The organism is Nioella sp. MMSF_3534, from assembly GCF_030732985.1.
Lineage (GTDB): Bacteria > Pseudomonadota > Alphaproteobacteria > Rhodobacterales > Rhodobacteraceae > Nioella.
On record NZ_JASHJX010000020.1, the window covers coordinates 1 to 19,015 of the forward strand.

The window sequence follows — 19,015 nt, forward strand, 5'->3', positions numbered from 1 at the left end:
CCCCCTGAGGTATTTTTGCCAAGATGAAAGGGGATGAGGCATGGTTTCTACGCCTCGGTGACGCTCGGACTGTGTCATTTTTTGTTTCCCCGCCCTTAACGATCCCCGGTAATACCCGGCTTTGGCCCGTAGTGCTCCGCAATCGCGCCGCATTTGGAAACGATACCAATATGCGAAACGAAAAGAGCACACAGGTGACCCAATGGACCGTCTTACGGAAATGGAAGCCTTCGCCACAGTCGTGGACCAGGGGGGGTTCACGGATGCGGCCAAGAAAATGGGGATCTCGAAATCTGCTGTATCCAAGCATGTTTCGAGCCTTGAAACCCGTCTCGGCGCACGGCTGCTGAACCGGACCACCCGGCGCGTCAGCCCGACCGAGATCGGCCTGGCATACTACGACCGCGCCCGGCGCGTGTTGAACGATGCGGGCGAGGCCGATGCGCTGGTGACGGCGATGCAGTCGGCGCCCTCGGGTATGCTGCGCGTGTCGGTGGCGACGGATTTCGGGGTGAACCACCTGTCGCCCATCCTTGGCGACTTCCTGCATGCCTTCCCCGATATCACCGTCAACATGGTGCTGAACAACCGCTATGTGGAGCTGATTTCCGAAGGGTTCGACATGGCCATTCGGGTGGGCGAACTGGAGGACAGTTCCCTGCGGGCCCGCAAGCTGACCGAAACCACCAAGCGGATGATCGCGAGCCCCGACTATTTCAAGAAATTCGGACGGCCCGAGCGGATCGACGATCTGAATGACCACAAGCTGCTGCACTATTCCAACCAGGCGGCGGGCAATGTGTGGAAGATCACCGCGCCCTCTGGCGAGGTACGCCAGGTGCGGACCGCTGGCTCGCTGACGGTCAACGATGGTCAATCGCTGCTGAATGCCGCGATCGGCGGGCTTGGCATCGCCTATCTGCCCAGTTTCCTCTACGCCGAACCGATGCGTCAGGGCCTGCTGGTCGATGCGATCCCGGAACTGCCGGAAGAAACCCAGGGCATCTACGCGATCTACCCGCCGGGCCGCTACACGCAGCCCAAGGTGCGCGCCTTCATCGACTTCCTTGTCGATCAGTTCCGCGACAAGGGACCCGGCGACTGGTGATTATCTGAGAATTTACGGTTCATGCCGACCCCGCCAACCCCGGCGGGGCAACTCAGCGGGTTGAAGTCACGACGACTTCGACCCGCCTATTTTGTTGGCGGCCTTCATCGCTGGCATTGTTGGCGCGGGGGGCCAGATAGCCGACACCCTCTGCCCCGAGCTGCGCGGCGCTGACCCCGAGCGACTGGATCAGGAAGCTGCGCACCGCCTCGGCCCGGGACCGGGACAGGGCAATGTTGCCCTCCAGCGAGCCTTCGGCATCGGTGTGCCCCACAAGGACCACGCGAATGTCGGGATTGTCGATCAGGAAGGCCGCCAGATCCATCAGGGACGGATAGTCACCCTCCGCCAGCGTCGAAGACCCGGTGGCAAAGCTGAGATCGGTCAGCGTGGCGGTGCCCTGAACGGTCAGGCTTTCGCGCAGGTCCACGATCTCGTCGCCATCGGGCGAGCGGGTGGAGACGCCGACCGAAACCGGGATCATGTCGGCGGGGCTGATGCGGACCATGTGGACAAAGCCGCGCGTGCCACCGCGAGAGGTCAACACACCCACATATTCGGTGCCGGCCACGCCCTCCAACTGCGCGACGAAATAGGAATAGTCCCCCAGATCCACATGCATCGCCGGTTCCGGCGTCACGTCCATGGCAAAGCGGAAGTCGAACCCGCCGCAAAGCGTGGCATCGCAGGCGAAGACCGGGGCATAGCCCTGCGCTTCGATCTGACCGCGTAGAGAGGCCATCAGCTGTGCGCTGTTGCCGCTGTAGTCCTGAACCTGCCAGACAGAGCGGGCCAACGCGCCCTCAACCGTCATCATCTCTGCCCCGGTTCCCAGCCACGGGCTGACCGGCAGGCTGTAATAGGTGGCACTCTCGGTTTCCTCGTGCGACAGCTCGGATACGCCGGGCAGCTCCAGCTCCAGCGCGTGGAGCGGAAAGGCGGCGGCGAGCGCCGCAAGGGATATGAGAGCGCCCCGGATCACCTGTTCATGCCATGGTAGTCATCATTGGGCCGCATATCGATGGCAGAGGCCATGCGGTTGGTCATGTTGAAGAAGCTGGCGACCGAGGCGATGTCGAAGATATCGCGGTCGGTGAAACCCACATCGCGCAAGGCCTGACGGTCAGCCTCTTCGATCTTGTAGCTGGCTTCCGTCATCTGCACGGCGAAATCCAGCATCGCGCGCTGACGCGGGTCCAGATCGGCCACGCGGTAGTTCATCACCAGCATCTCACCCAGTTTCGGGTCACCCGACAGGGCGCGCACGGCCTGACCATGGGCGGTGAGGCAATAGAAGCAGCGGTTCACGGCGGACACCACGACCGCGATCATTTCGCGTTCCAGCTTGGTCAGGTTGCTCTGACCCAGCATCAGGTCGTTATACATCGCGGTGAAGGCATTCAGCTTGTCGACATCGAACGCATAGGACGCCAGCACATTGGGGATCATCCCCAGCTTTTCATCGCAGATGTCGAAATACTTCTGCGTCGCCTCTGGCAGCGGGTCCAGCGGCGGCAGGTTCAGCGCGGTTGCCTTGGGGTTCGGTTTCGCCACGGATCAGCCTTTCTTGATACGGTAATGATAAGCACCGGCAGAGGTCATTCCCAGCCCGGCATAGAGAGTTTGGGCGGGTTTGTTGGCCTTGACAACCAAAACGGCAAGATCCCGCGCATTGTGCCGTGCGGCCCAGTTGGCGGCCCCCTGCATCATGGTTCTGCCGATGCCCATGCGGCGGGCATCTTTCGACACCTCCAGCGCGTGCAGCATGGCGGTGCCCTCATGAATGGCGACGAAGGCGGTGGCGACGGGGTGGTCGTCATGGCGGCCAAGCAGCGCAGTCTTGGGGCCTTTGACGCGGTCCATGACCGCAAGGCGTGCGGGGCCGATGCCGCCCTCGGCCCAGATCTCTGTCTGCACGGCAAGGGGGGGCCAGCAGGGAATCGCGGCGAGGCGATGCAGATCGGCGGTGAGCGTCTCGACAGGGGCAACAAGGAAATCGACCGGGTCGATGATCTCATAGCCCGTTTCGGCCAGAATAGTGTCTAACGCGGTGTCTTCGGGTCTGATCTGGAACAGCAAATCCTGCCCCAGATCGCGGCAGGCCTGCTCGGCTTGCGGGATGTCGGCGGCGGTCCAATCGCCCTCTGCGGTCACCGAAGACACCCGTTTGCCTGCCCCCTGCCCGTCACGCACCAGCCAAGGGCCGATGCGGGCGGTCGAGGCCGCGGGCCATGTGGCCTCGCAGATATCGAAAAGCCCTGTGTCAGAGACTGTCATGGTGTTTCCGGGAAGAGGCGCACGAGCGCCGTGATGACCTTGTCGATCTGTGGCCCGTCCGTGCCACGCACAACGATGTTGGAGCCGTAGACGCCGTTCTGAATGTAGGGGTACGACCCGATAGAGACCTCTGGATTGTCCTCGGCCAGCTTGGTCAGCGGCCCGGCGATCTCTCCCTCGCCCCGCTCGATCCGGATGGTCTGCGACAGCAGAGGCGCGCCGCCGGTCAGCGTCGGCAGGACAGAGGCCACCATCGCCTCGAACACCGACGGAACCCCGGCCATCACATGCACGTTGCGCAGGGTGAAACCGGGCGCGACGGACACAGGGTTTTCAATCAACGCGGCCCCATCGGGAATGCGCGCCATGCGCAGGCGGGCCTCGTTCAGCTCCTGCCCGGACCGGTCGTAATGGGCCTGCAACAGCGCACGCGCGTCGTCGCGGATGCTGATCGGCGTGTCGAAGGCGGCGGCCACCGCCTCGGCGGTGATGTCGTCATGGGTGGGGCCGATACCGCCTGACGTGAACAGGTGATCATAGGCGGCGGACAGGGCCTGCACGGCGGCAACAATACCGTCATGCGTATCGGCCACAACGCGCACCTCGGCCAGGTCGATGCCGTGGCTTGTGAGCTGCTGCGCCAGGTGGTGCATGTTGGAATCGCGGGTGCGGCCCGAGAGGATCTCGTCGCCGATCACCAGCATGGCGGCGGTAGGGTTGGGCATGAGCGTGTTCCTTGCCTCTTGTTTGGCTCAGGTATAGGCCCGGTCCATGCGCTTTCAAACCCCTCTCATCCCCGCCCGGCTGATCCGTCGCTACAAACGCTTTCTGGCCGATTGCCGGTTGGAGGATGGCCGCGAAATCACCGCCCATTGCGCCAATCCCGGCAGCATGATGGGGCTGGCGGAACCGGGCAGTCTTGTGTGGCTGGAACCCAATGACGACCCCAAGAAGAAGCTGAAATTCGGCTGGCGGCTGGTGGACCATGAAAACGGCCATTTCACCGGGGTCGATACCAGCCTGCCCAACCGGATGCTGCGCGCCGCGTTGGAGGCGGGAGAGGTCGCGGGGCTGGAAGGGTATGAAACCGTGCGCCCGGAGGTGAAGTATGGCGAGGCGAGCCGCATCGACTTCCTGCTGCAAGCTGCGGGCCGCCCCGATGCTTACGTGGAGGTAAAGTCAGTGACGCTCAGCCGCCAACCCGGCCTGGCGGAGTTCCCAGACAGCAAGACCGCGCGTGGCGCGAAGCACCTGGCAGAGCTGTCGGCGATGGTGCGCGAAGGCCACCGCGCCGTGATGCTCTACCTGATCCAGCGCACGGATTGTGGGGCATTCACCCTCGCCGCTGACATCGACCCCACCTATGCCGCCGCCTATGCTGAGGCGCGTATCGCCGGGGTCGAAACGCTGTGCTTCGACTGCCGGATCACGCCGGATGGCGTATGGCTTGGCGGCCAAAAACGGGTCGAAATCCCTTGGTTAGAGACTACTCCGACACCTGAATAAGGGTCTGCGTCGGGAACGGAATGTCGATCCCGGCCCTATCCAGAGCCTCTTTCACCTGCCGCTTCATATCGGCCTCGAACGAGAACTTGTCCGAAGACGCGCACCAGACCCGCACGAGGAAATCCACCGAACTGTCGCCGAGGTTGTTGACCTGGCAGAACGGCTCCGGCTCGGGCAAGGCGCGCGGGTCGGACAGGATCGTGTCGCGGATGACCTGTTCGGCGGTCGCAAGGTTTGACCCGTAGGATACACCGAAGGTCCATTCGGCGCGGCGCGTGTCATAGACCGAGTAATTGGTGATCACGCTGCCCCAGACCTGCGCGTTCGGGACGATCACCTGCACACTGTCCAGCGTGGCAAGTTCCGTCGTGTTCAGCGAAATGTCCTTCACAGTGCCGGAAACCCCAGAAACAGTGACGAAATCACCCAGCTTGATGGGTCGGAACAGGATGATCATCACCCCCGCGGCGACATTGGACAGGGTGCCTTGCAGCGCCAGGCCAATCGCCAGACCGGCGGCACCGATGGCAGCGACCAGTGACGTGGTCTGCACCCCGAAAGTATTCAGCACCACCACAACAGCCAGGATCAGCACCACATAGCGCAGCAGGTTGCCCAGGAAGGTAAAGAGCGTATCGTCCAGTTCTTCCCGTTCCAGCGCGATCTTGACGATCTTGCGCCGCGCCCATCCGCCGATGATGAAGGCCGCGAAAAGCAGAAGGATGGCGGCAATCACGCTGCCCACCATCTGGGCCAGGAAATCCAGCGTCAGGACATCGCCCAAAGTCCGACCGCCCCCGATATCCAAAGTCATCAGATTGCTCAGCGCTTCCATCGTGCATGCTCCTTGTGCCTGTCGCCTGCGCCATGGCTATCGCAAAGCGGCACGGGCGGCAATTCACCCCGCCCTCTGGCATCCGGGCGCGTCCTGCCATAGGTTGCAGCCCGAAAAGGCCAAGGAGCGCTACGTTGGACAAGTTCGAAGGCCGTCTGACCCGGGACGGCATCCGCATTCACAACCCATCTGATTTCGCCGGCATGCACAAGGCTGGCGCATTGGCGGCGCGCATCCTCGATGACATTGCCGAGATGGTCGAACCGGGCCAGACGACCGAGGCGATTGATGCCGAGATCGAGCGGATGGTGAATGACGCGGGCGCCAAATCCGCCACGATCGGCTACAAGGGCTACCAGCACGCCAGCTGTATCTCGGTCAATCACGTGGTCTGCCACGGCATTCCCGGCCCCAAGACGCTGAAGAACGGGGATATCCTGAATATCGACGTCACGGTGATCGTCGATGGCTGGTTTGGCGACACCAGCCGGATGTATGTGGCTGGCAGCCTCAGCCGCAAGGCGGAACGGCTGGTGCAGGTCACCCATGATGCCCTGTTCAAAGGGATCGAGGCGGTCAAGCCCGGCAACACGTTCGGCGATATCGGTCACGCGATCCAGGCCTATGTCGAGGCGCATCGCATGTCGGTGGTGCGCGATTTCTGCGGGCACGGGCTGGGGCAGGTCTTTCACGCGCCGCCCAATGTGCTGCATTACGGTCGCCCCGGCACCGGCCCCACGCTGGAAGAGGGCATGTTCTTCACTATCGAACCCATGGTCAATCTCGGGCGCCCCGAAACCAAGGTTCTGGCCGATGACTGGACCGCCGTGACCCGCGACAAGAGCCTCAGCGCGCAGTTCGAACATTCCATCGGCGTGACGGCGGATGGGTTCGACATCTTCACCCTGTCCCCCGGCGGCAAGTTCCACCCCACTTGGGCATAGGCACCAAGATCATGGCCCGATCCAAAGCCCCCGGAGACAACAAAAACCCTTGAACCGACGCCACTCACTTGGCCATTAGAGTGTAGTGCGTCGCAAAAGGCGTGTGATGTCTTGGGGGGACATGGTCATGAAGAAGCAAAGCACGCTGGACCTGGAGTTCATGGCGCTACTGTCAGAGGTCATGTTTGGGCACGGCTTTGCTCATTATGGCTATTTCGAGGGCGGCAAAGCCCCGGATCTTACAGGGCAGTCCCTCAGCAACGCGCAACAGGCCTATTTCGACAAACTGGCGGGCGCGATCCCCGACGGCGTGAAAACGATCTTCGAGATCGGCTCTGGCACGGGCGCAAACGCGCTGGCGCTGATCGACCGGGGCTATGACATGACGCTGCTGTCGCCCTCCGTGCAGATGAACCAGATGGCGCGCGAGAAGCTGCCCGCCGGCACCGAGGTGATTGACGCGACCCTTGAGGAGTTCGAACGCGACGTCATGTTCGACATATGCCTCTACGCTGAAAGCTTTCACTACATCGACATGACCTCCGCGCTGGCCAAAACCGAACGCCATGCGCGCGAGGGGTTTGTTCTCTTCGACTACTTCCGCCGCGAAGCCCACCGAGAGACCGACCGGACCCACTCGACCCATGCCGAATTTCTGGCAGCACTGGAGGCACAGGGCGCGTTCGAAGTGGTCTCGGACGAGGACGTGACGGCAGAGATCGCGCCCACTTTCGAGATCATGAATTACGTTCAGACCGAAAAGCTCGCGCCGTTTCTGGAACGTTTCCGGGGTGAACTCGCCCGTGAAAAACCATGGCGCGCCTGGGTGTTGGAAAAATTCGCGGGAAAGAAGCTGAACCGTCTGGCGAAACCCTCCAAACGCCCAGGCTTCTTCGAAGAGCAGAACGAGTATCACCTGATGGTGATGAAGCGGCGGAACTGATCAGGCTAGTGCGCCCATTGCGCTGGGCAAGCCGAGGGGAAGCATCCTTGCAGCTGGCGGCGGCAGCTTCGTGACGAGCAGTTTCAAAACCGGAAACCGACACCGGTTTGACCGCTGGCCTCAATGCTCCTACGGTCGCCGGATCAACGCGAAGGGGGCGACATGCGGATTTTCCTGGCATTCATTCTGGCACTCTCTGGCTTGGCCGGCAGCGCCTTGGCTCAGGTTTCCGGCAGCGTGGAATTCAATCTGTTCAACCTTCAGGACGCCACGACGAACCGGGTGTTCCTGTTCGATGACGGCTATGCGCAGCAGTATGGTATCGAGGTGCCCGCGCCCTTTTCGCTGTCGGTCCCGAACCAGGACCAGGTCGAGCTGATCGCAGAGGGCCAGCCCGATGGCGGGGCCTTCGCAAGGTTTACCTTCGCCACCGGTGATCCGCGTCAGTTCGTTGAAAACATACAGGTGGTGACGGCCACCATTCCAATGGCGGAAGAGGCTGATAGCCCGCAGGACCTGCGCCTGCAATTGTCGGCCAACCTGCTGCAAGAGCAGGTCTTTCCCGTGGCCGTGGCCGGCTTTGAAGAAGCCCAGATCCTCGCCATCGAGGTGTTCGAGTTCGAAGGGCATACGGGCGTCCATCTTGTCGGGCGCTACACCGACCCGGACATCGGCCCGATGCTGTTGCGCCTGACCGCCCATCCCAACCCGACCCGGCCCGAAAGCTATCTGACCGTAGCCAATATCAACCTGTCGCTGGTGCCCGTCACCGATGGCGACACCCTGCGCCGCAGCCTGTCCAGCCGGGTGGCAAACGGGCTGACCTACCTGCCGGAGTAACGCGCCGTTAACCATTCCGGGCGAATCCTCGGGGCATGACCCGTAGAAAAACCCGATTCGAGGAACAGCGCCTGCCCGGTTTCGAATTCGATCCGGGGGCCGGGTCCATTCCGGTTGGACCGCGTCTCGATCGACTTGTCGAAGATCATCGAAAATTCCACCGTCAACGCCTGCGCCAGCGATTTACGAAGGGCGGCGCAGCGGCTGTCCCGGATTACGAACTGCTGGAAATGCTGCTCTATCGCGCCATCCGGCGCGGGGATACCAAACCTCTGGCCAAACGGCTGCTGGCCGCCTTCGGCGATCTCAACCATGTGCTGGCCGCCCCGCCCGCGCGGTTGAAAGAGATCAATGGCGTGGGTGATGCCGTGGTGTTCGAGCTGAAGCTTATCGAGGCCATCGGTCATCGCATGGCGCGCGCCAAGGTGATCAACAAGCCGCTGCTGTCCTCCTGGGATGCGCTGCTGGACTATTGCCAGTCAGCAATGGCGCATCGGGACCTGGAACAGTTTCGCATTCTCTTCCTCGACCGAAAGAACGTGCTGATCGCCGATGAGGCGCAACAGACCGGCACGGTGGACCATGTGCCCGTCTACCCGAGGGAAGTGGTGAAACGCGCGCTGGAACTGAATGCCTCGGCGCTTATCCTCGTTCACAACCATCCGTCCGGCGACCCGACGCCGAGCCAGGCAGATCTGGACATGACCAACGCCATCCGCGATGCCGCCGAGGTGCTGAATATCGTGATCCACGATCATCTGATCATCGGCAAGTCGGCAACCCTCAGCTTCCGCTCGGAAGGATACCTGTAATCGCCCTGACGGCGGGCCTGACCAAGCGCGGTCGTTTAGTGATCCCCGGCGAAAGGCGCATCATCGCCCCAAAGCTCGGACACTCGTGCATCGCGCCCGCATCCCTGCCGATACAGCCCATAGGCCACCGATTTCCGGCGCGGGCCAAAGCGGGTCAGGATCAGGTCTTCGCTGCGGTAATAGTTCTGGTGGTATTCCTCCGCCGGCCAGAATGGCGCGGCATCCAGCACCGGTGTCACCACGCTTTGACCAAGCTGCGCCTCTGCGGCAGCGATCTCGGCCTCTGCTATTGCGCGCTCCTCGGCGCTGGCCGCGAAGATCGCGGTGCGATAGCTGTCGCCCCGGTCGCAGAACTGGCCACCATCGTCGGTCACGTCGATGGACCGCAAAAACAGGTGGATCAATTCCCGATAGGGCAGCCGGTCGGCGTCATAGGTGATTTCCACCACCTCGTAATGGCCGGTTCCGCCGCGCGTCACGTCGCGATAACTGGGATTGTCCAGCGTGCCCCCGGCAAAGCCCGACACCGCCTCGATCACGCCATCGACGCTTTCGAAATCGCTCTCGACGCACCAGAAACAGCCGCCCGCGACCACGGCGGTGCGGATCTCTTCCGCGTTTGCGCGGCTGTGGCTGGCGATCAGGCCCAAACCGATGAAGAGCGCGAGGGCGGGGATCTTCAGATGATGTGCGATGCGAATACGGGGCATGACATATGTCTCCTCTCTGATCCATCCTGCGCGCCGGGGGTGCTGAAATACAACGCAATACCGCGTGAGCTCACGCCAGCTTGAGCCGCTGTTACGGGCGCGGCGCGCGCTTGCGAAATCGGGATTCCGTCTGTACGGGGGGTGCACGGGGGGTGTACGCCCGGTGTACGGGGGGTGACGCCATGAAAATCGCGATGTGGTCGGGTCCGCGCAACCTGTCGACGGCGATGATGTATGCCTTCGGAAACCGCGCCGATTGCGCGGTGGTGGATGAGCCGTTCTATGCCGCCTACCTGGCGAAAACCGGGCTGGATCATCCGATGTCAAACCAGATTCTGGCCGCTCAGCCGCATGATCCGCAGGTTGTAGCCGAGGCGCTGTCAGGCCCGAACCCGGACGGAAAACCTCATTGGTATCAAAAGCATATGACCCAGCACATGATTGCAGGCGTGCCCCGTCTTTGGATGCGCGATGTGGTCAATGTCTTCCTGATCCGGCACCCGGCGCGGGTGATTGCCAGCTATGCCGCCAAGCGTGAAAACCCGAGCCTTGACGATATCGGCTTCCGCCAACAGGCGGAGCTTTATCAGGAGGTCCAGTCCTTCGGTGGCAACCCGGTCGTGATCGACAGCCACGATATCCGCGACAACCCCCGCGGGATGCTGGAAAAACTATGTGATGCCATAGGGTTAGACTCTGATCCCGCGATGCTGTCCTGGCCCGAAGGCGGCCACAAGGATGACGGTGTCTGGGCCCCGCATTGGTACGGCGCAGTCTGGAACAGCACCGGGTTCGCGGGCGCGGAAGGGCCATTGCCCAGGCTTGAAGGCGACGCCGCAAAGCTCTGTGAAGAGGCGATGCCATACTACCTGCAAATGGCCCCGAACGCGCTGACATAAAAAATTCTTCCAGCCGCTGAAACTCTTTCCGTCTCCGCCTCGTGACTCCCCCATGCCACCCGATCCTGAGTGGCCCGATACCATAGGGAGAAACGAGAAAATGAGAACGATCCTTCTGAGCACAGCCCTGTTTTTTGCCGCCAATGCCGTCTTTGCGGCGGGTCATGCCATTGCCCCCTCCGTCACCGCCACCGACCAAGATGTATCCGGCGGCACCGTGACTGCCGAGGCCATCGTCGCGCCCGCGAATGGCTGGCTGGTCGTGCACCGCACCGACGCCTCGATGGCCCCCGGCCCGGTGGTCGGCTACGCGCCGCTGCGCGAGGGCGAAAATGTTGATGTCACGGCGATTCTCCAGGAAGCCGTGGTCGCTGGCGACATGCTGATGCTGATGATCCACGGTGAAGACGGCGGCATGATGACCGGCGGCTTCGAATACACGCTTGGCGCCACCGAAGACGGCCCGATCCGCGTGGATGGCAACCTCGTCATGACGACGATCACCGCGCAATAACGGGCTGAAACCCAGTCACTCCGCCCTGCTGCCACTTGTGCCGGCCCGCCTTGAGTGGGCCGGTTTCTGCACATGGAAGGCCAGACCACTGGGATTTTCAGAAACCCTGTTTATACTGGGGCAGCAGCAGTAGAGTTCGTGTTCCCAAAGTGGATTAAGCAGGCGCCCCATGGGCTACAACATCAGTGAAACGAGCGGCAATACGACCGGCGGTCCAAGCGATTGGGCGCAGACGCTCGACCTGTCCGACCCAAGTGCCACCAGCGTCAGCGGCGACTTCGATGTGGTGCCCCTGTTCGGGGGCGGATCGCCAAGTGAAGCCACTGACGGATATGCCTTTTCAGCGGTCAGCAATCCCGGTTACGGCACGCTCGTCACCAATGCGACCACGGGCGAATACACGTTCATCGTCGACCGATCTGCGGTGATCACCTCGGGCACCGATCAGGTAATCACCTTCACCGTGACCGGCACGAGTGGCGGCAGTTCCGATGAGGACACCGTCACCATCACCATCCTGATCTGCGTCGCACGCGGCACGCTGATCGAAACGCCCGATGGGCCGCTTCCGGTGGAAACGCTGTCCGTCGGTGACAGGGTTGTCACGCTCGATGGACCGCCGCAGCCGGTGCGCTGGATCGGATCGCGCCACCTGACGCAGCAGGATCTTGCCTGCACCCCCACCCTGCGCCCGATCCGCATCACCGCAGATGCACTTGGCCCCGGAGTCCCCTCTCGCGATCTCCTTGTTTCGCCGCAGCACAGGGTTCTTCTGGATGGCTGGCGGGCCGAGCTGTTTCTTGCAGAACCGCAGGTGCTGGTGCCCGCGAAGATGCTGGTGAATGATCGGTCGATTACCGTCGATCATGAGGTGACAGAGGTGGAGTATTTCCACCTGCTTTTCGACAGCCACCAGATTATTCTGACCGAAGGGCTTGCCACCGAAAGCTTCTTTCCGGGTGATCATGCCATGGACGAACTGGATCGCGCGGTCCGTGACGAGATCGTGCAGCTTTTCCCGCAGTTGAGTGACCCCGCCAGCTACGGAGACCCCGCGCGCCCCTCGCTGCGCACATGGGAGGCCCGGGTTCTGATGGGGTCGGAACGGGCCGGGCCATGACCGCGCAGGATATGGAGGGCAAGGCGGTTCCGCCGATCGAGATGCCATCGGCTGACAAGCTGCGTGTCTATGGTGATTTTCTGTTCCTCGCCTTTCGCAGTCCGCGCCATGCCGAGATGCCCGTTTCCGTGCTGCGCCGGTATTTCGAACCGGCGGTTGAAACCGGGCAATTCAGGATCTTCCGTTTCGACGATGTGCCGCGCGGCCTGTTTACCTGGGCCTTCCTGAACAGTGCCGCCGAGGAAAAGCTGATCACCGGAGAACCGCTCGACCCCAAGGATTGGACCTCTGGCGAGAACCTGTGGATCATCGACCTCATTGCACCTTATCGCGGGCTGACGGCCTCGATGGTGCGTTGGATCATGCGCCGTGGCAATTTCACGGACAGACAGTTCCGGTTTCGCCGCGTTGTCGGTGCAAACCAGACGCAGCGGATCGTTCACATAGATTTCGACCGCGAGAAGCTGTCGCATGTGATGACGGACCGCGAGTTTCTTGACGGTCTTTAGCCCTTCAACAACTGGCTCAGCTTCATCGCGACAGCCGGATTGCCGCTGACCTTGAGCTTGCCCATCATCAGCCCCGTCATCGGGTTCAGCTTGCCCGCCAGCAGCTTCACCAGATTGTCCTGACTGAGCGACAGGGTGCAGTCGGCTTCACGATCAACGGTCGTGGCCCCGCCATCGGCCAGCACGATCACACCATCCTCGCCGCAATCGAACTTGAGCGACCCTTCGAACGGCTTGTCCGCCAGCCCTGCATTGATCCGGCCTGCGATCTCTTCCAGTGCCATATCGGCCCCCAAATGAAAAACCCGCCCAATCTGATGGGCGGGTCTTTGCAATCTGGCAATGCTGACGTGGCTGGAAGTTCAGCCGTTCAGCCGACGGTTCCGCATCGCGATCAGGCGCAGGCGCAGGGCGTTCAGCTTGATGAAGCCCTGTGCGTCCTTCTGGTCATAGGCGCCCGCATCATCCTCGAACGTCACATGCTCTTCGGAATAGAGCGAATGATCCGACCACCGGCCAACGCAGCGGGCGAGGCCCTTGTAAAGCTTCAGCCGCACGGTGCCGGTGACATGTTCCTGGCTCTTGTCGATTGCGGCCTGCAGCATCTCGCGCTCGGGGCTGTACCAGAAGCCGTTATAGATCAGCTCTGCATATTGCGGCATCAGCTGGTCCTTCAGGTGCATCGCGCCACGATCCATGGTGATCGACTCGATGCCCCGATGGGCCTCCAGCAGAAGGGTGCCGCCGGGGGTTTCGTAGATGCCGCGCGACTTCATGCCTACGAAGCGGCCTTCGACCAGATCGAGCCGTCCGCAGCCATGCTTGCCGCCCAGTTCGTTCAGCTTGGTCAGCATCTCGGCAGGGGTCACGGCCTGCCCGTTGATGGACACGGCATCGCCCTTCTCGAACCCGATTTCCACGTATTCCGGTTCATTCGGGGCATCCTCGGGATGCACGGTCCGCTGGTAGACATAGTCGGGCGCATCCACGGCGGGATCTTCCAGAACCTTGCCCTCGGACGAGGTGTGCAGAAGGTTCGCATCGACCGAGAACGGCGCCTCGCCGCGCTTGTCCTTGGCAATCGGGATCTGGTTCTTCTCGGCGAAATCCAGCAGCTTCGTGCGGCTGGTCAGGTCCCATTCCCGCCACGGCGCGATCACCTTGATATCGGGGTTCAGCGCATAGGCGGACAGCTCGAACCGAACCTGGTCATTGCCCTTGCCGGTCGCGCCATGGGCGACGGCATCGGCGCCGGTTTCCTCGGCGATCTCGATCAGGCGCTTGGAAATCAGCGGCCGCGCGATGGAGGTGCCGAGCAGATAGAGCCCCTCGTACTGCGCATTGGCGCGGAACATCGGGTTCACGAAGTCGCGCACGAATTCCTCGCGCACATCCTCGATATAGATGTTTTCCGGCTTGATCCCCAGCATCAGCGCCTTTTCGCGCGCCGGTTCCAGTTCCTCGCCCTGGCCCAGATCGGCGGTGAATGTCACCACTTCGCAGCCATATTCGGTCTGCAGCCACTTGAGGATGATCGAGGTATCGAGACCGCCGGAATAGGCGAGAACGACTTTCTTGGGCGCAGACATGGGGTATCTCCGGGAATTCGATTGACCGGGGCGGCGATACCGGGTTTTCAGGGGGGAAGCAAGACAAGCGGAGTGTGAGCGTATGGACTATGGCTATCGGATGTTGCGGCACATCGTGGCGCAGGTTTTTGGAAATATGGGACAAGCGGCGCGTCTGACGCTGGTTCCGACCTTCCTGCCCGCTGCCGTCCTGCTGGCCCTGTTCATGAGCTGGGGCGTTTCCTACACCACGTTCGGCAATACCACGGTTGATCCGGCGCAACTGCCTGACGTCAACCCTGGCGTGATCTTCCTGACCGTCCTGGCGGGCGTCGTTGTCAGCGTCATCACCTATTGCTGGGCCGCTGTTGGTTGGCACCGTTTCGTGCTGCTGGAAGAATACGGGCGCGGTGTGGTGCCGAACTGGCACGGGCCCTACATCATGTCCTATCTGGGCCGCGCGTTTCTGATCGGTCTGTTTGCGGTTGCGGTCAGCATTGCCGCGATGATCGTCCTTGGTATTTTCCTCAGCGTCATCCCGTCCCAGGCCTTCGCCTTCGTCCTTCTGACCGGCTTCACGCTTGGCTTGACCTGGCTGATCACCCGCGTCGGGCTGATCCTGCCTGCCGCCGCGCTTGGCCAGAAGATGACCTTCCGCGAAAGCTGGGAAGCGACGAAGCCCGTTGCCAGCCATCTTCTGGTGCCGCTGTTCTTCATTGCGCTGGCCATGACCCTCGCGAACCAGTTGGTTGCGGTGATCTTCGGTGAAAGCGCCCTTGGGATCATCCCGATGGCGTTTCTGTACTGGATACAGGTGCTGCTGAACCTGTCCCTGCTGACCACGCTTTTCGGCACACAGATCGAAGGCCGCCCCCTGAACTGATCCCGAAAGGCACGCGCCATGAGTGATTTTGCCGACAAGGCCCGTGCGGCCACGGCCGCGATGAGAGAGCTGTTTCCGCCGACGCCGCTCTTGCGCAATGCCTTTCTGTCGGACCGCTATGGCGCCGATATCTGGCTGAAGCGCGAAGACCTGTCGCCGGTGCGCAGCTACAAGATCCGCGGGGCCTTCAACGCCATGACCAAGCGGCTGGCCGAAGATCCCGAGCGGCGGCTTTTCGTCTGTGCGAGCGCGGGCAATCACGCGCAGGGCGTGGCCTTCGTCTGCCGCCATTTCGGGGTGCGGGGCGAGATCTTCATGCCGGTCACCACGCCGCGCCAGAAGATCGACAAGACCCGCGCCTTTGGCGGCGATGCGGTCGAGATCAAGCTGGTGGGCGACTATTTCGACGAAACGCTGGCCGCCGCACAGGCGTTCTGTGCCGAAACCGGCGCCGCCTTCCTGTCGCCCTTCGATGACCCCGACGTGATGGAAGGCCAGGCCTCGGTCGCGGTGGAGCTGCTGGAACAGCTCGGCGCAACGCCCGATCGGCTGATCCTGCCTGTCGGCGGTGGCGGCCTGTCCTCCGGCGTGCTGTCCTATCTGAAATCCGTGCGGGCGGGGACGCGGGTGAAACTGGTGGAACCGCAGGGCGGGGCAAGTCTGGCCGCCGCGCTGAAAGCGGGTGAACCGGTGACTCTGCCGCAGGTCAACAATTTCGTCGACGGGGCCGCCGTGGCACGGATTGGCGAGGCCCCGTTCGAGGTTTTGTGCTCGACCGATCCGGGCGATGTTCTGGCCGCCCCGGAAAATCGCATTTGCGTGACGATTTCCGAGATGCTGAATGTCGAGGGGATCGTTCTGGAACCTGCGGGCGCTCTTGCCATCGACGCGCTGAAAGATCTGGGCGCGGCGTTGCGAGGTCAGACCGTGGTCTGCGTTACCTCGGGCGGGAATTTCGATTTCGAGAGGCTGCCCGAGGTCAAGGAACGCGCCATGCGATTCCGGGGGGTGAAGAAATACTTCATCCTGCGCATGCCGCAGCGTCCCGGCGCGCTGAAGGATTTTCTTGGGCTGCTCGGCCCCGGCGACGATATCGCCCGGTTCGAGTATCTCAAGAAATCCGCGCGGAATTTCGGTTCGGTTCTGATCGGGATCGAATCGCGAGATGCCGCCGATTTCGACGGGCTGTTCGCACGCATGGAAGAACGCGGCTTTGCCTATCGCGACATTACCGAAGACGAGGTGCTGTCCGAATTCCTGATCTAGGCCGCGTCGGCGGACAGGTCCGTTTGAAACGCCTGCACCGAGTCCCGGTAGAGCCGGTCCAGATATGCCACATCCACCGACTGGCCTGCTATGGCCCGTTTTTCCGCGTCGGTGCAGGCAGTGGCGAAATCGGTGAATCCGAGATTGAGGGCACTGCCGCGCAACCCGTGAAACACATCCGGCCCCGAAGGCCCGGTCGCTGAACAGAGCGTTGCCATCGTGTCTGCCATCTCATCCAGAAACATCTCTGCCACTTCGGAAAAATCCTCTTCCCCGATCTCCTGCCGAAGCTCTTCCAGACGCTCTCGATCAATCACCGCGGCCTCCGTTCCCGCTGTTCATTTCCCGAAATCCTAGGCCAGATCCCTTAACGGGAGATTAGGAAAGCCGGCCAGATAAGCAGCATTTTACAGTTCACCTGCCCTTAACCCGGTGCTGTCACGAATGGCCGGATTCACAGGCAAGAGGTGGCAGGTGCCCGATGACGCGACATTAATGACGGACAGGGCCGGGGCCACAATCCCTGACCTGTCACCTGTACTGGTGCTGGAAAACAGCCCGGCGCAGCGGCGCTTGCTGGCCACACTGCTGCGCAAATGGGGCCATCCGGTCACCGTCTGCGACAGCCCCGAACTGGCACTCGACATCCTGTCACGCGAAGCGATCCCGATCATCCTGACCGATTGGATGATGCCCGGCATGTCAGGCCCCGATTTCTGCCGCGCCTTCCGGCGGATGGACCGGGAAAGCTATGGCTATGTCATCCTGCTGACCTCCAAATCCGAGAAGTCTGAAATCGTTCTGGGGCTGGAGGCGGGGGCGGATGATTTCGTGACAAAACCCGTCAACCCCCATGAATTGCGCGCCCGGATCAGGGCGGGGGAACGGATCGTTGCCATGCAGGGCGAACTGGTCAGCCAGAACCGCAAGATCAGTAGCACGCTGGCGGAACTTCAAACGCTATATGACGCGCTCGACCGTGACCTGGTCGAGGCCAAGAGGTTGCAGGAATCGCTGGTGCGCGAAACCTTCCGCCCGGTGCAGAACGGGTCCGTCGCGCTGTTGCTGCGGTCCAGCGGCCATGTGGGTGGCGATCTTGTGGGGTTCTTCCCGATCCCCGGCAACCGGATCGGGGTTTTTTCGCTCGACGTGTCCGGCCATGGCGTCACCTCGGCGCTGTTGGCCGCGCGCATGGCAGGGCTGCTTGGCACCGCTGCGCCGGAACAGAACGTGGCGCTGGTGCAGGCCAGGGGTGGTCATTGGGTCGCCCTGCCGCCCGATGACGTGGCCCGCAAGCTGAACCAGATGATGTTCGAAGAGGTGGAAACCGATCTCTATTTCACCCTCTGTCTGGCGGATGTGGATCTTGAAACCGGCAATACGCGCATGGTTCAGGCAGGCCATCCGCACCCTGCGATTCTGCGCTCGGGCGGCCAGGTTGACTGGGTCGGCGAAGGCGGGATGCCCATTGGCCTTCTGCCCGGCGCGCGGTTCGAAACAGTTGAGTTTCAGTTGAATCCCGGTGACCGATTGCTGCTGCATTCCGACGGCTTTACCGAATGCGCCAACCCCGCTGGCGGCTATCTGGGAGAAGACGGGCTGGCAGAGCTTGTGACCCGCCACGCGAACGCCCCCGCAGATGGTTTCCTGCCGAAACTCTTGAAAGAGCTGGAAGCCTATTCAAGCCGCCCCGATTTCGACGACGACGTGTCAGCGATCTGCCTGAGCTTCACGCCCTGAGCGATGCGCGCAGTCGCGACACGAAGAACCGGTCCCCATCAACGCCCAGCATCGTTTCCGCCTCGTCCCATGGCAGGAACACGGGCGTATGATGCGGCTCGGTCGGGTCTGACAGACGCGGCCCAAGCTGCGCGACATAGACCGTACACAGCTTCTGCGCCCAGATGTCGTAATCCGGCATATAGGTGAACCGGTGGAACATCCCCAACCGGCGGGGGGCATGAATGCGATAGCCGGTTTCCTCGAACACCTCGCGATGCAGCGCCGCCAGGGGCGATTCGCCGGGGTCGATGCCACCACCGGGCAGTTGCAGTTCGGCCAGCGGCTTCTCCTGAAACGTGGCCAGAATCCCATCCCCTGTCAGGATCGCCGCATAAACCCCGCGCCGGGGAATATAGCGGCGGGCCAGGTCGGGTTGTTGGCCGAAACGTCGGTTCATCAGGGCTCTCCGGGCGGGCCAATGGCGGCTTATGGGTTGGCAAGGCGGTTGTTCCGCATATATGGGCGCGGTATGCCAGCCCACGTGGCGGAAGGAAAGACA

Annotated in this window: 23 protein-coding genes; 13 read left to right on the forward strand and 10 right to left on the reverse strand. The window is 62.1% G+C overall.

What is annotated here, in order from left to right:
* Positions 1–202 precede the first annotated feature (202 nt).
* On the forward strand, positions 203–1,108 hold the full coding sequence (locus RBB16_RS10040) for a LysR family transcriptional regulator (protein ID WP_071691969.1): 906 nt from the start codon (positions 203–205) through the stop codon (positions 1,106–1,108).
* 52 nt (positions 1,109–1,160) lie between these two features.
* Here RBB16_RS10040 and RBB16_RS10045 read toward each other — a convergent pair whose 3' ends face one another.
* The 4 genes from RBB16_RS10045 to RBB16_RS10060 are packed head-to-tail and all read right to left on the reverse strand — an operon-like array spanning position 1,161 to position 4,110.
* Positions 1,161–2,090, reverse strand: coding sequence for an OmpA family protein (locus RBB16_RS10045; RefSeq protein WP_306046036.1), 930 nt, complete (start codon positions 2,088–2,090; stop codon positions 1,161–1,163).
* Complete coding sequence (locus tag RBB16_RS10050) at positions 2,087–2,662, reverse strand: peroxidase-related enzyme (protein ID WP_306046037.1); 576 nt, start codon at positions 2,660–2,662, stop codon at positions 2,087–2,089. Before RBB16_RS10050 ends, RBB16_RS10045 begins: the two co-directional genes overlap by 4 nt.
* A gap of 3 nt (positions 2,663–2,665) precedes the next feature.
* Positions 2,666–3,385: a GNAT family N-acetyltransferase gene (locus RBB16_RS10055; RefSeq protein WP_306046038.1), complete on the reverse strand. Its 720-nt coding sequence runs from the start codon at positions 3,383–3,385 to the stop codon at positions 2,666–2,668.
* Positions 3,382–4,110 (reverse strand): molybdopterin-binding protein, encoded by a 729-nt coding sequence (locus RBB16_RS10060; RefSeq protein ID WP_306046039.1) that lies wholly within the window; start codon positions 4,108–4,110, stop codon positions 3,382–3,384. The genes RBB16_RS10055 and RBB16_RS10060 overlap by 4 nt, the downstream gene beginning before the upstream one ends.
* Positions 4,111–4,156: 46 nt before the next feature.
* Here RBB16_RS10060 and sfsA point away from each other — a divergent pair, with 46 nt between their 5' ends.
* Positions 4,157–4,891: a DNA/RNA nuclease SfsA gene (gene sfsA / locus RBB16_RS10065; RefSeq protein WP_306046040.1), complete on the forward strand. Its 735-nt coding sequence runs from the start codon at positions 4,157–4,159 to the stop codon at positions 4,889–4,891.
* Here sfsA and RBB16_RS10070 read toward each other — a convergent pair.
* Positions 4,872–5,726 carry a mechanosensitive ion channel family protein gene (locus RBB16_RS10070; protein WP_306046041.1) on the reverse strand — a complete coding sequence of 285 codons (855 nt, stop codon included), beginning with the start codon at positions 5,724–5,726 and terminating at the stop codon, positions 4,872–4,874. The two genes, sfsA and RBB16_RS10070, sit on opposite strands and share 20 nt — an antisense overlap.
* 134 nt (positions 5,727–5,860) lie before the next feature.
* Here RBB16_RS10070 and map point away from each other — a divergent pair, with 134 nt between their 5' ends.
* The 4 genes from map to radC all read left to right on the forward strand — a co-directional run bounded on the left by map (position 5,861) and on the right by radC (position 9,265).
* On the forward strand, positions 5,861–6,670 hold the full coding sequence (gene map, locus RBB16_RS10075; protein WP_306046042.1) for a type I methionyl aminopeptidase: 810 nt from the start codon (positions 5,861–5,863) through the stop codon (positions 6,668–6,670).
* A 127-nt stretch (positions 6,671–6,797) separates the two neighbouring features.
* Positions 6,798–7,613 carry a bifunctional 2-polyprenyl-6-hydroxyphenol methylase/3-demethylubiquinol 3-O-methyltransferase UbiG gene (locus RBB16_RS10080; protein WP_306046043.1) on the forward strand — a complete coding sequence of 272 codons (816 nt, stop codon included), beginning with the start codon at positions 6,798–6,800 and terminating at the stop codon, positions 7,611–7,613.
* Between the two features lie 162 nt (positions 7,614–7,775).
* Positions 7,776–8,453, forward strand: coding sequence for a hypothetical protein (locus tag RBB16_RS10085; protein ID WP_306046044.1), 678 nt, complete (start codon positions 7,776–7,778; stop codon positions 8,451–8,453).
* Between the two features lie 35 nt (positions 8,454–8,488).
* Positions 8,489–9,265: a DNA repair protein RadC gene (gene radC, locus RBB16_RS10090; RefSeq protein ID WP_306046045.1), complete on the forward strand. Its 777-nt coding sequence runs from the start codon at positions 8,489–8,491 to the stop codon at positions 9,263–9,265.
* 35 nt (positions 9,266–9,300) lie between these two features.
* Here radC and msrA read toward each other — a convergent pair whose 3' ends face one another.
* Positions 9,301–9,975 (reverse strand): peptide-methionine (S)-S-oxide reductase MsrA, encoded by a 675-nt coding sequence (gene msrA / locus RBB16_RS10095; protein WP_306046046.1) that lies wholly within the window; start codon positions 9,973–9,975, stop codon positions 9,301–9,303.
* Positions 9,976–10,157: 182 nt separating this feature from the next.
* Here msrA and RBB16_RS10100 point away from each other — a divergent pair, with 182 nt between their 5' ends.
* The 4 genes from RBB16_RS10100 (at position 10,158) to RBB16_RS10115 (ending at position 13,017) form a co-directional block, all read left to right on the forward strand.
* Positions 10,158–10,874, forward strand: coding sequence for an HAD family hydrolase (locus tag RBB16_RS10100; RefSeq protein ID WP_306046047.1), 717 nt, complete (start codon positions 10,158–10,160; stop codon positions 10,872–10,874).
* Positions 10,875–10,974: 100 nt separating this feature from the next.
* Complete coding sequence (locus tag RBB16_RS10105) at positions 10,975–11,388, forward strand: hypothetical protein (RefSeq protein WP_306046048.1); 414 nt, start codon at positions 10,975–10,977, stop codon at positions 11,386–11,388.
* 169 nt (positions 11,389–11,557) lie between these two features.
* Positions 11,558–12,508 (forward strand): Hint domain-containing protein, encoded by a 951-nt coding sequence (locus RBB16_RS10110; RefSeq protein WP_306046049.1) that lies wholly within the window; start codon positions 11,558–11,560, stop codon positions 12,506–12,508.
* Positions 12,505–13,017 (forward strand): toxin-activating lysine-acyltransferase, encoded by a 513-nt coding sequence (locus tag RBB16_RS10115; RefSeq protein ID WP_306046050.1) that lies wholly within the window; start codon positions 12,505–12,507, stop codon positions 13,015–13,017. Before RBB16_RS10110 ends, RBB16_RS10115 begins: the two co-directional genes overlap by 4 nt.
* Here the strand turns inward: RBB16_RS10115 and RBB16_RS10120 are convergent.
* Positions 13,014–13,301: an SCP2 sterol-binding domain-containing protein gene (locus RBB16_RS10120; RefSeq protein WP_306046051.1), complete on the reverse strand. Its 288-nt coding sequence runs from the start codon at positions 13,299–13,301 to the stop codon at positions 13,014–13,016. The two genes, RBB16_RS10115 and RBB16_RS10120, sit on opposite strands and share 4 nt — an antisense overlap.
* Before the next feature lie 78 nt (positions 13,302–13,379).
* Positions 13,380–14,606: an argininosuccinate synthase gene (locus tag RBB16_RS10125; RefSeq protein WP_071691984.1), complete on the reverse strand. Its 1,227-nt coding sequence runs from the start codon at positions 14,604–14,606 to the stop codon at positions 13,380–13,382.
* 82 nt (positions 14,607–14,688) lie between these two features.
* Between RBB16_RS10125 and RBB16_RS10130 the strand changes: the two genes are divergently transcribed.
* On the forward strand, positions 14,689–15,468 hold the full coding sequence (locus RBB16_RS10130; RefSeq protein WP_306046052.1) for a hypothetical protein: 780 nt from the start codon (positions 14,689–14,691) through the stop codon (positions 15,466–15,468).
* Between the two features lie 18 nt (positions 15,469–15,486).
* Positions 15,487–16,734, forward strand: coding sequence for a threonine ammonia-lyase IlvA (gene ilvA, locus RBB16_RS10135; RefSeq protein WP_306046053.1), 1,248 nt, complete (start codon positions 15,487–15,489; stop codon positions 16,732–16,734).
* On the opposite strand, the gene RBB16_RS10140 is transcribed toward ilvA, so the two are convergent.
* Positions 16,731–17,051: an Hpt domain-containing protein gene (locus RBB16_RS10140; protein WP_306046054.1), complete on the reverse strand. Its 321-nt coding sequence runs from the start codon at positions 17,049–17,051 to the stop codon at positions 16,731–16,733. The two genes, ilvA and RBB16_RS10140, sit on opposite strands and share 4 nt — an antisense overlap.
* 127 nt (positions 17,052–17,178) lie before the next feature.
* Between RBB16_RS10140 and RBB16_RS10145 the strand changes: the two genes are divergently transcribed.
* Positions 17,179–18,474, forward strand: coding sequence for a fused response regulator/phosphatase (locus RBB16_RS10145; protein ID WP_306046055.1), 1,296 nt, complete (start codon positions 17,179–17,181; stop codon positions 18,472–18,474).
* Here the strand turns inward: RBB16_RS10145 and RBB16_RS10150 are convergent.
* The gene (locus tag RBB16_RS10150; protein WP_306046056.1) at positions 18,464–18,913 is read right to left on the reverse strand and encodes an NUDIX hydrolase; all 450 of its coding nucleotides are present in this window, start codon (positions 18,911–18,913) and stop codon (positions 18,464–18,466) included. The two genes, RBB16_RS10145 and RBB16_RS10150, sit on opposite strands and share 11 nt — an antisense overlap.
* Positions 18,914–19,015 lie beyond the last annotated feature (102 nt).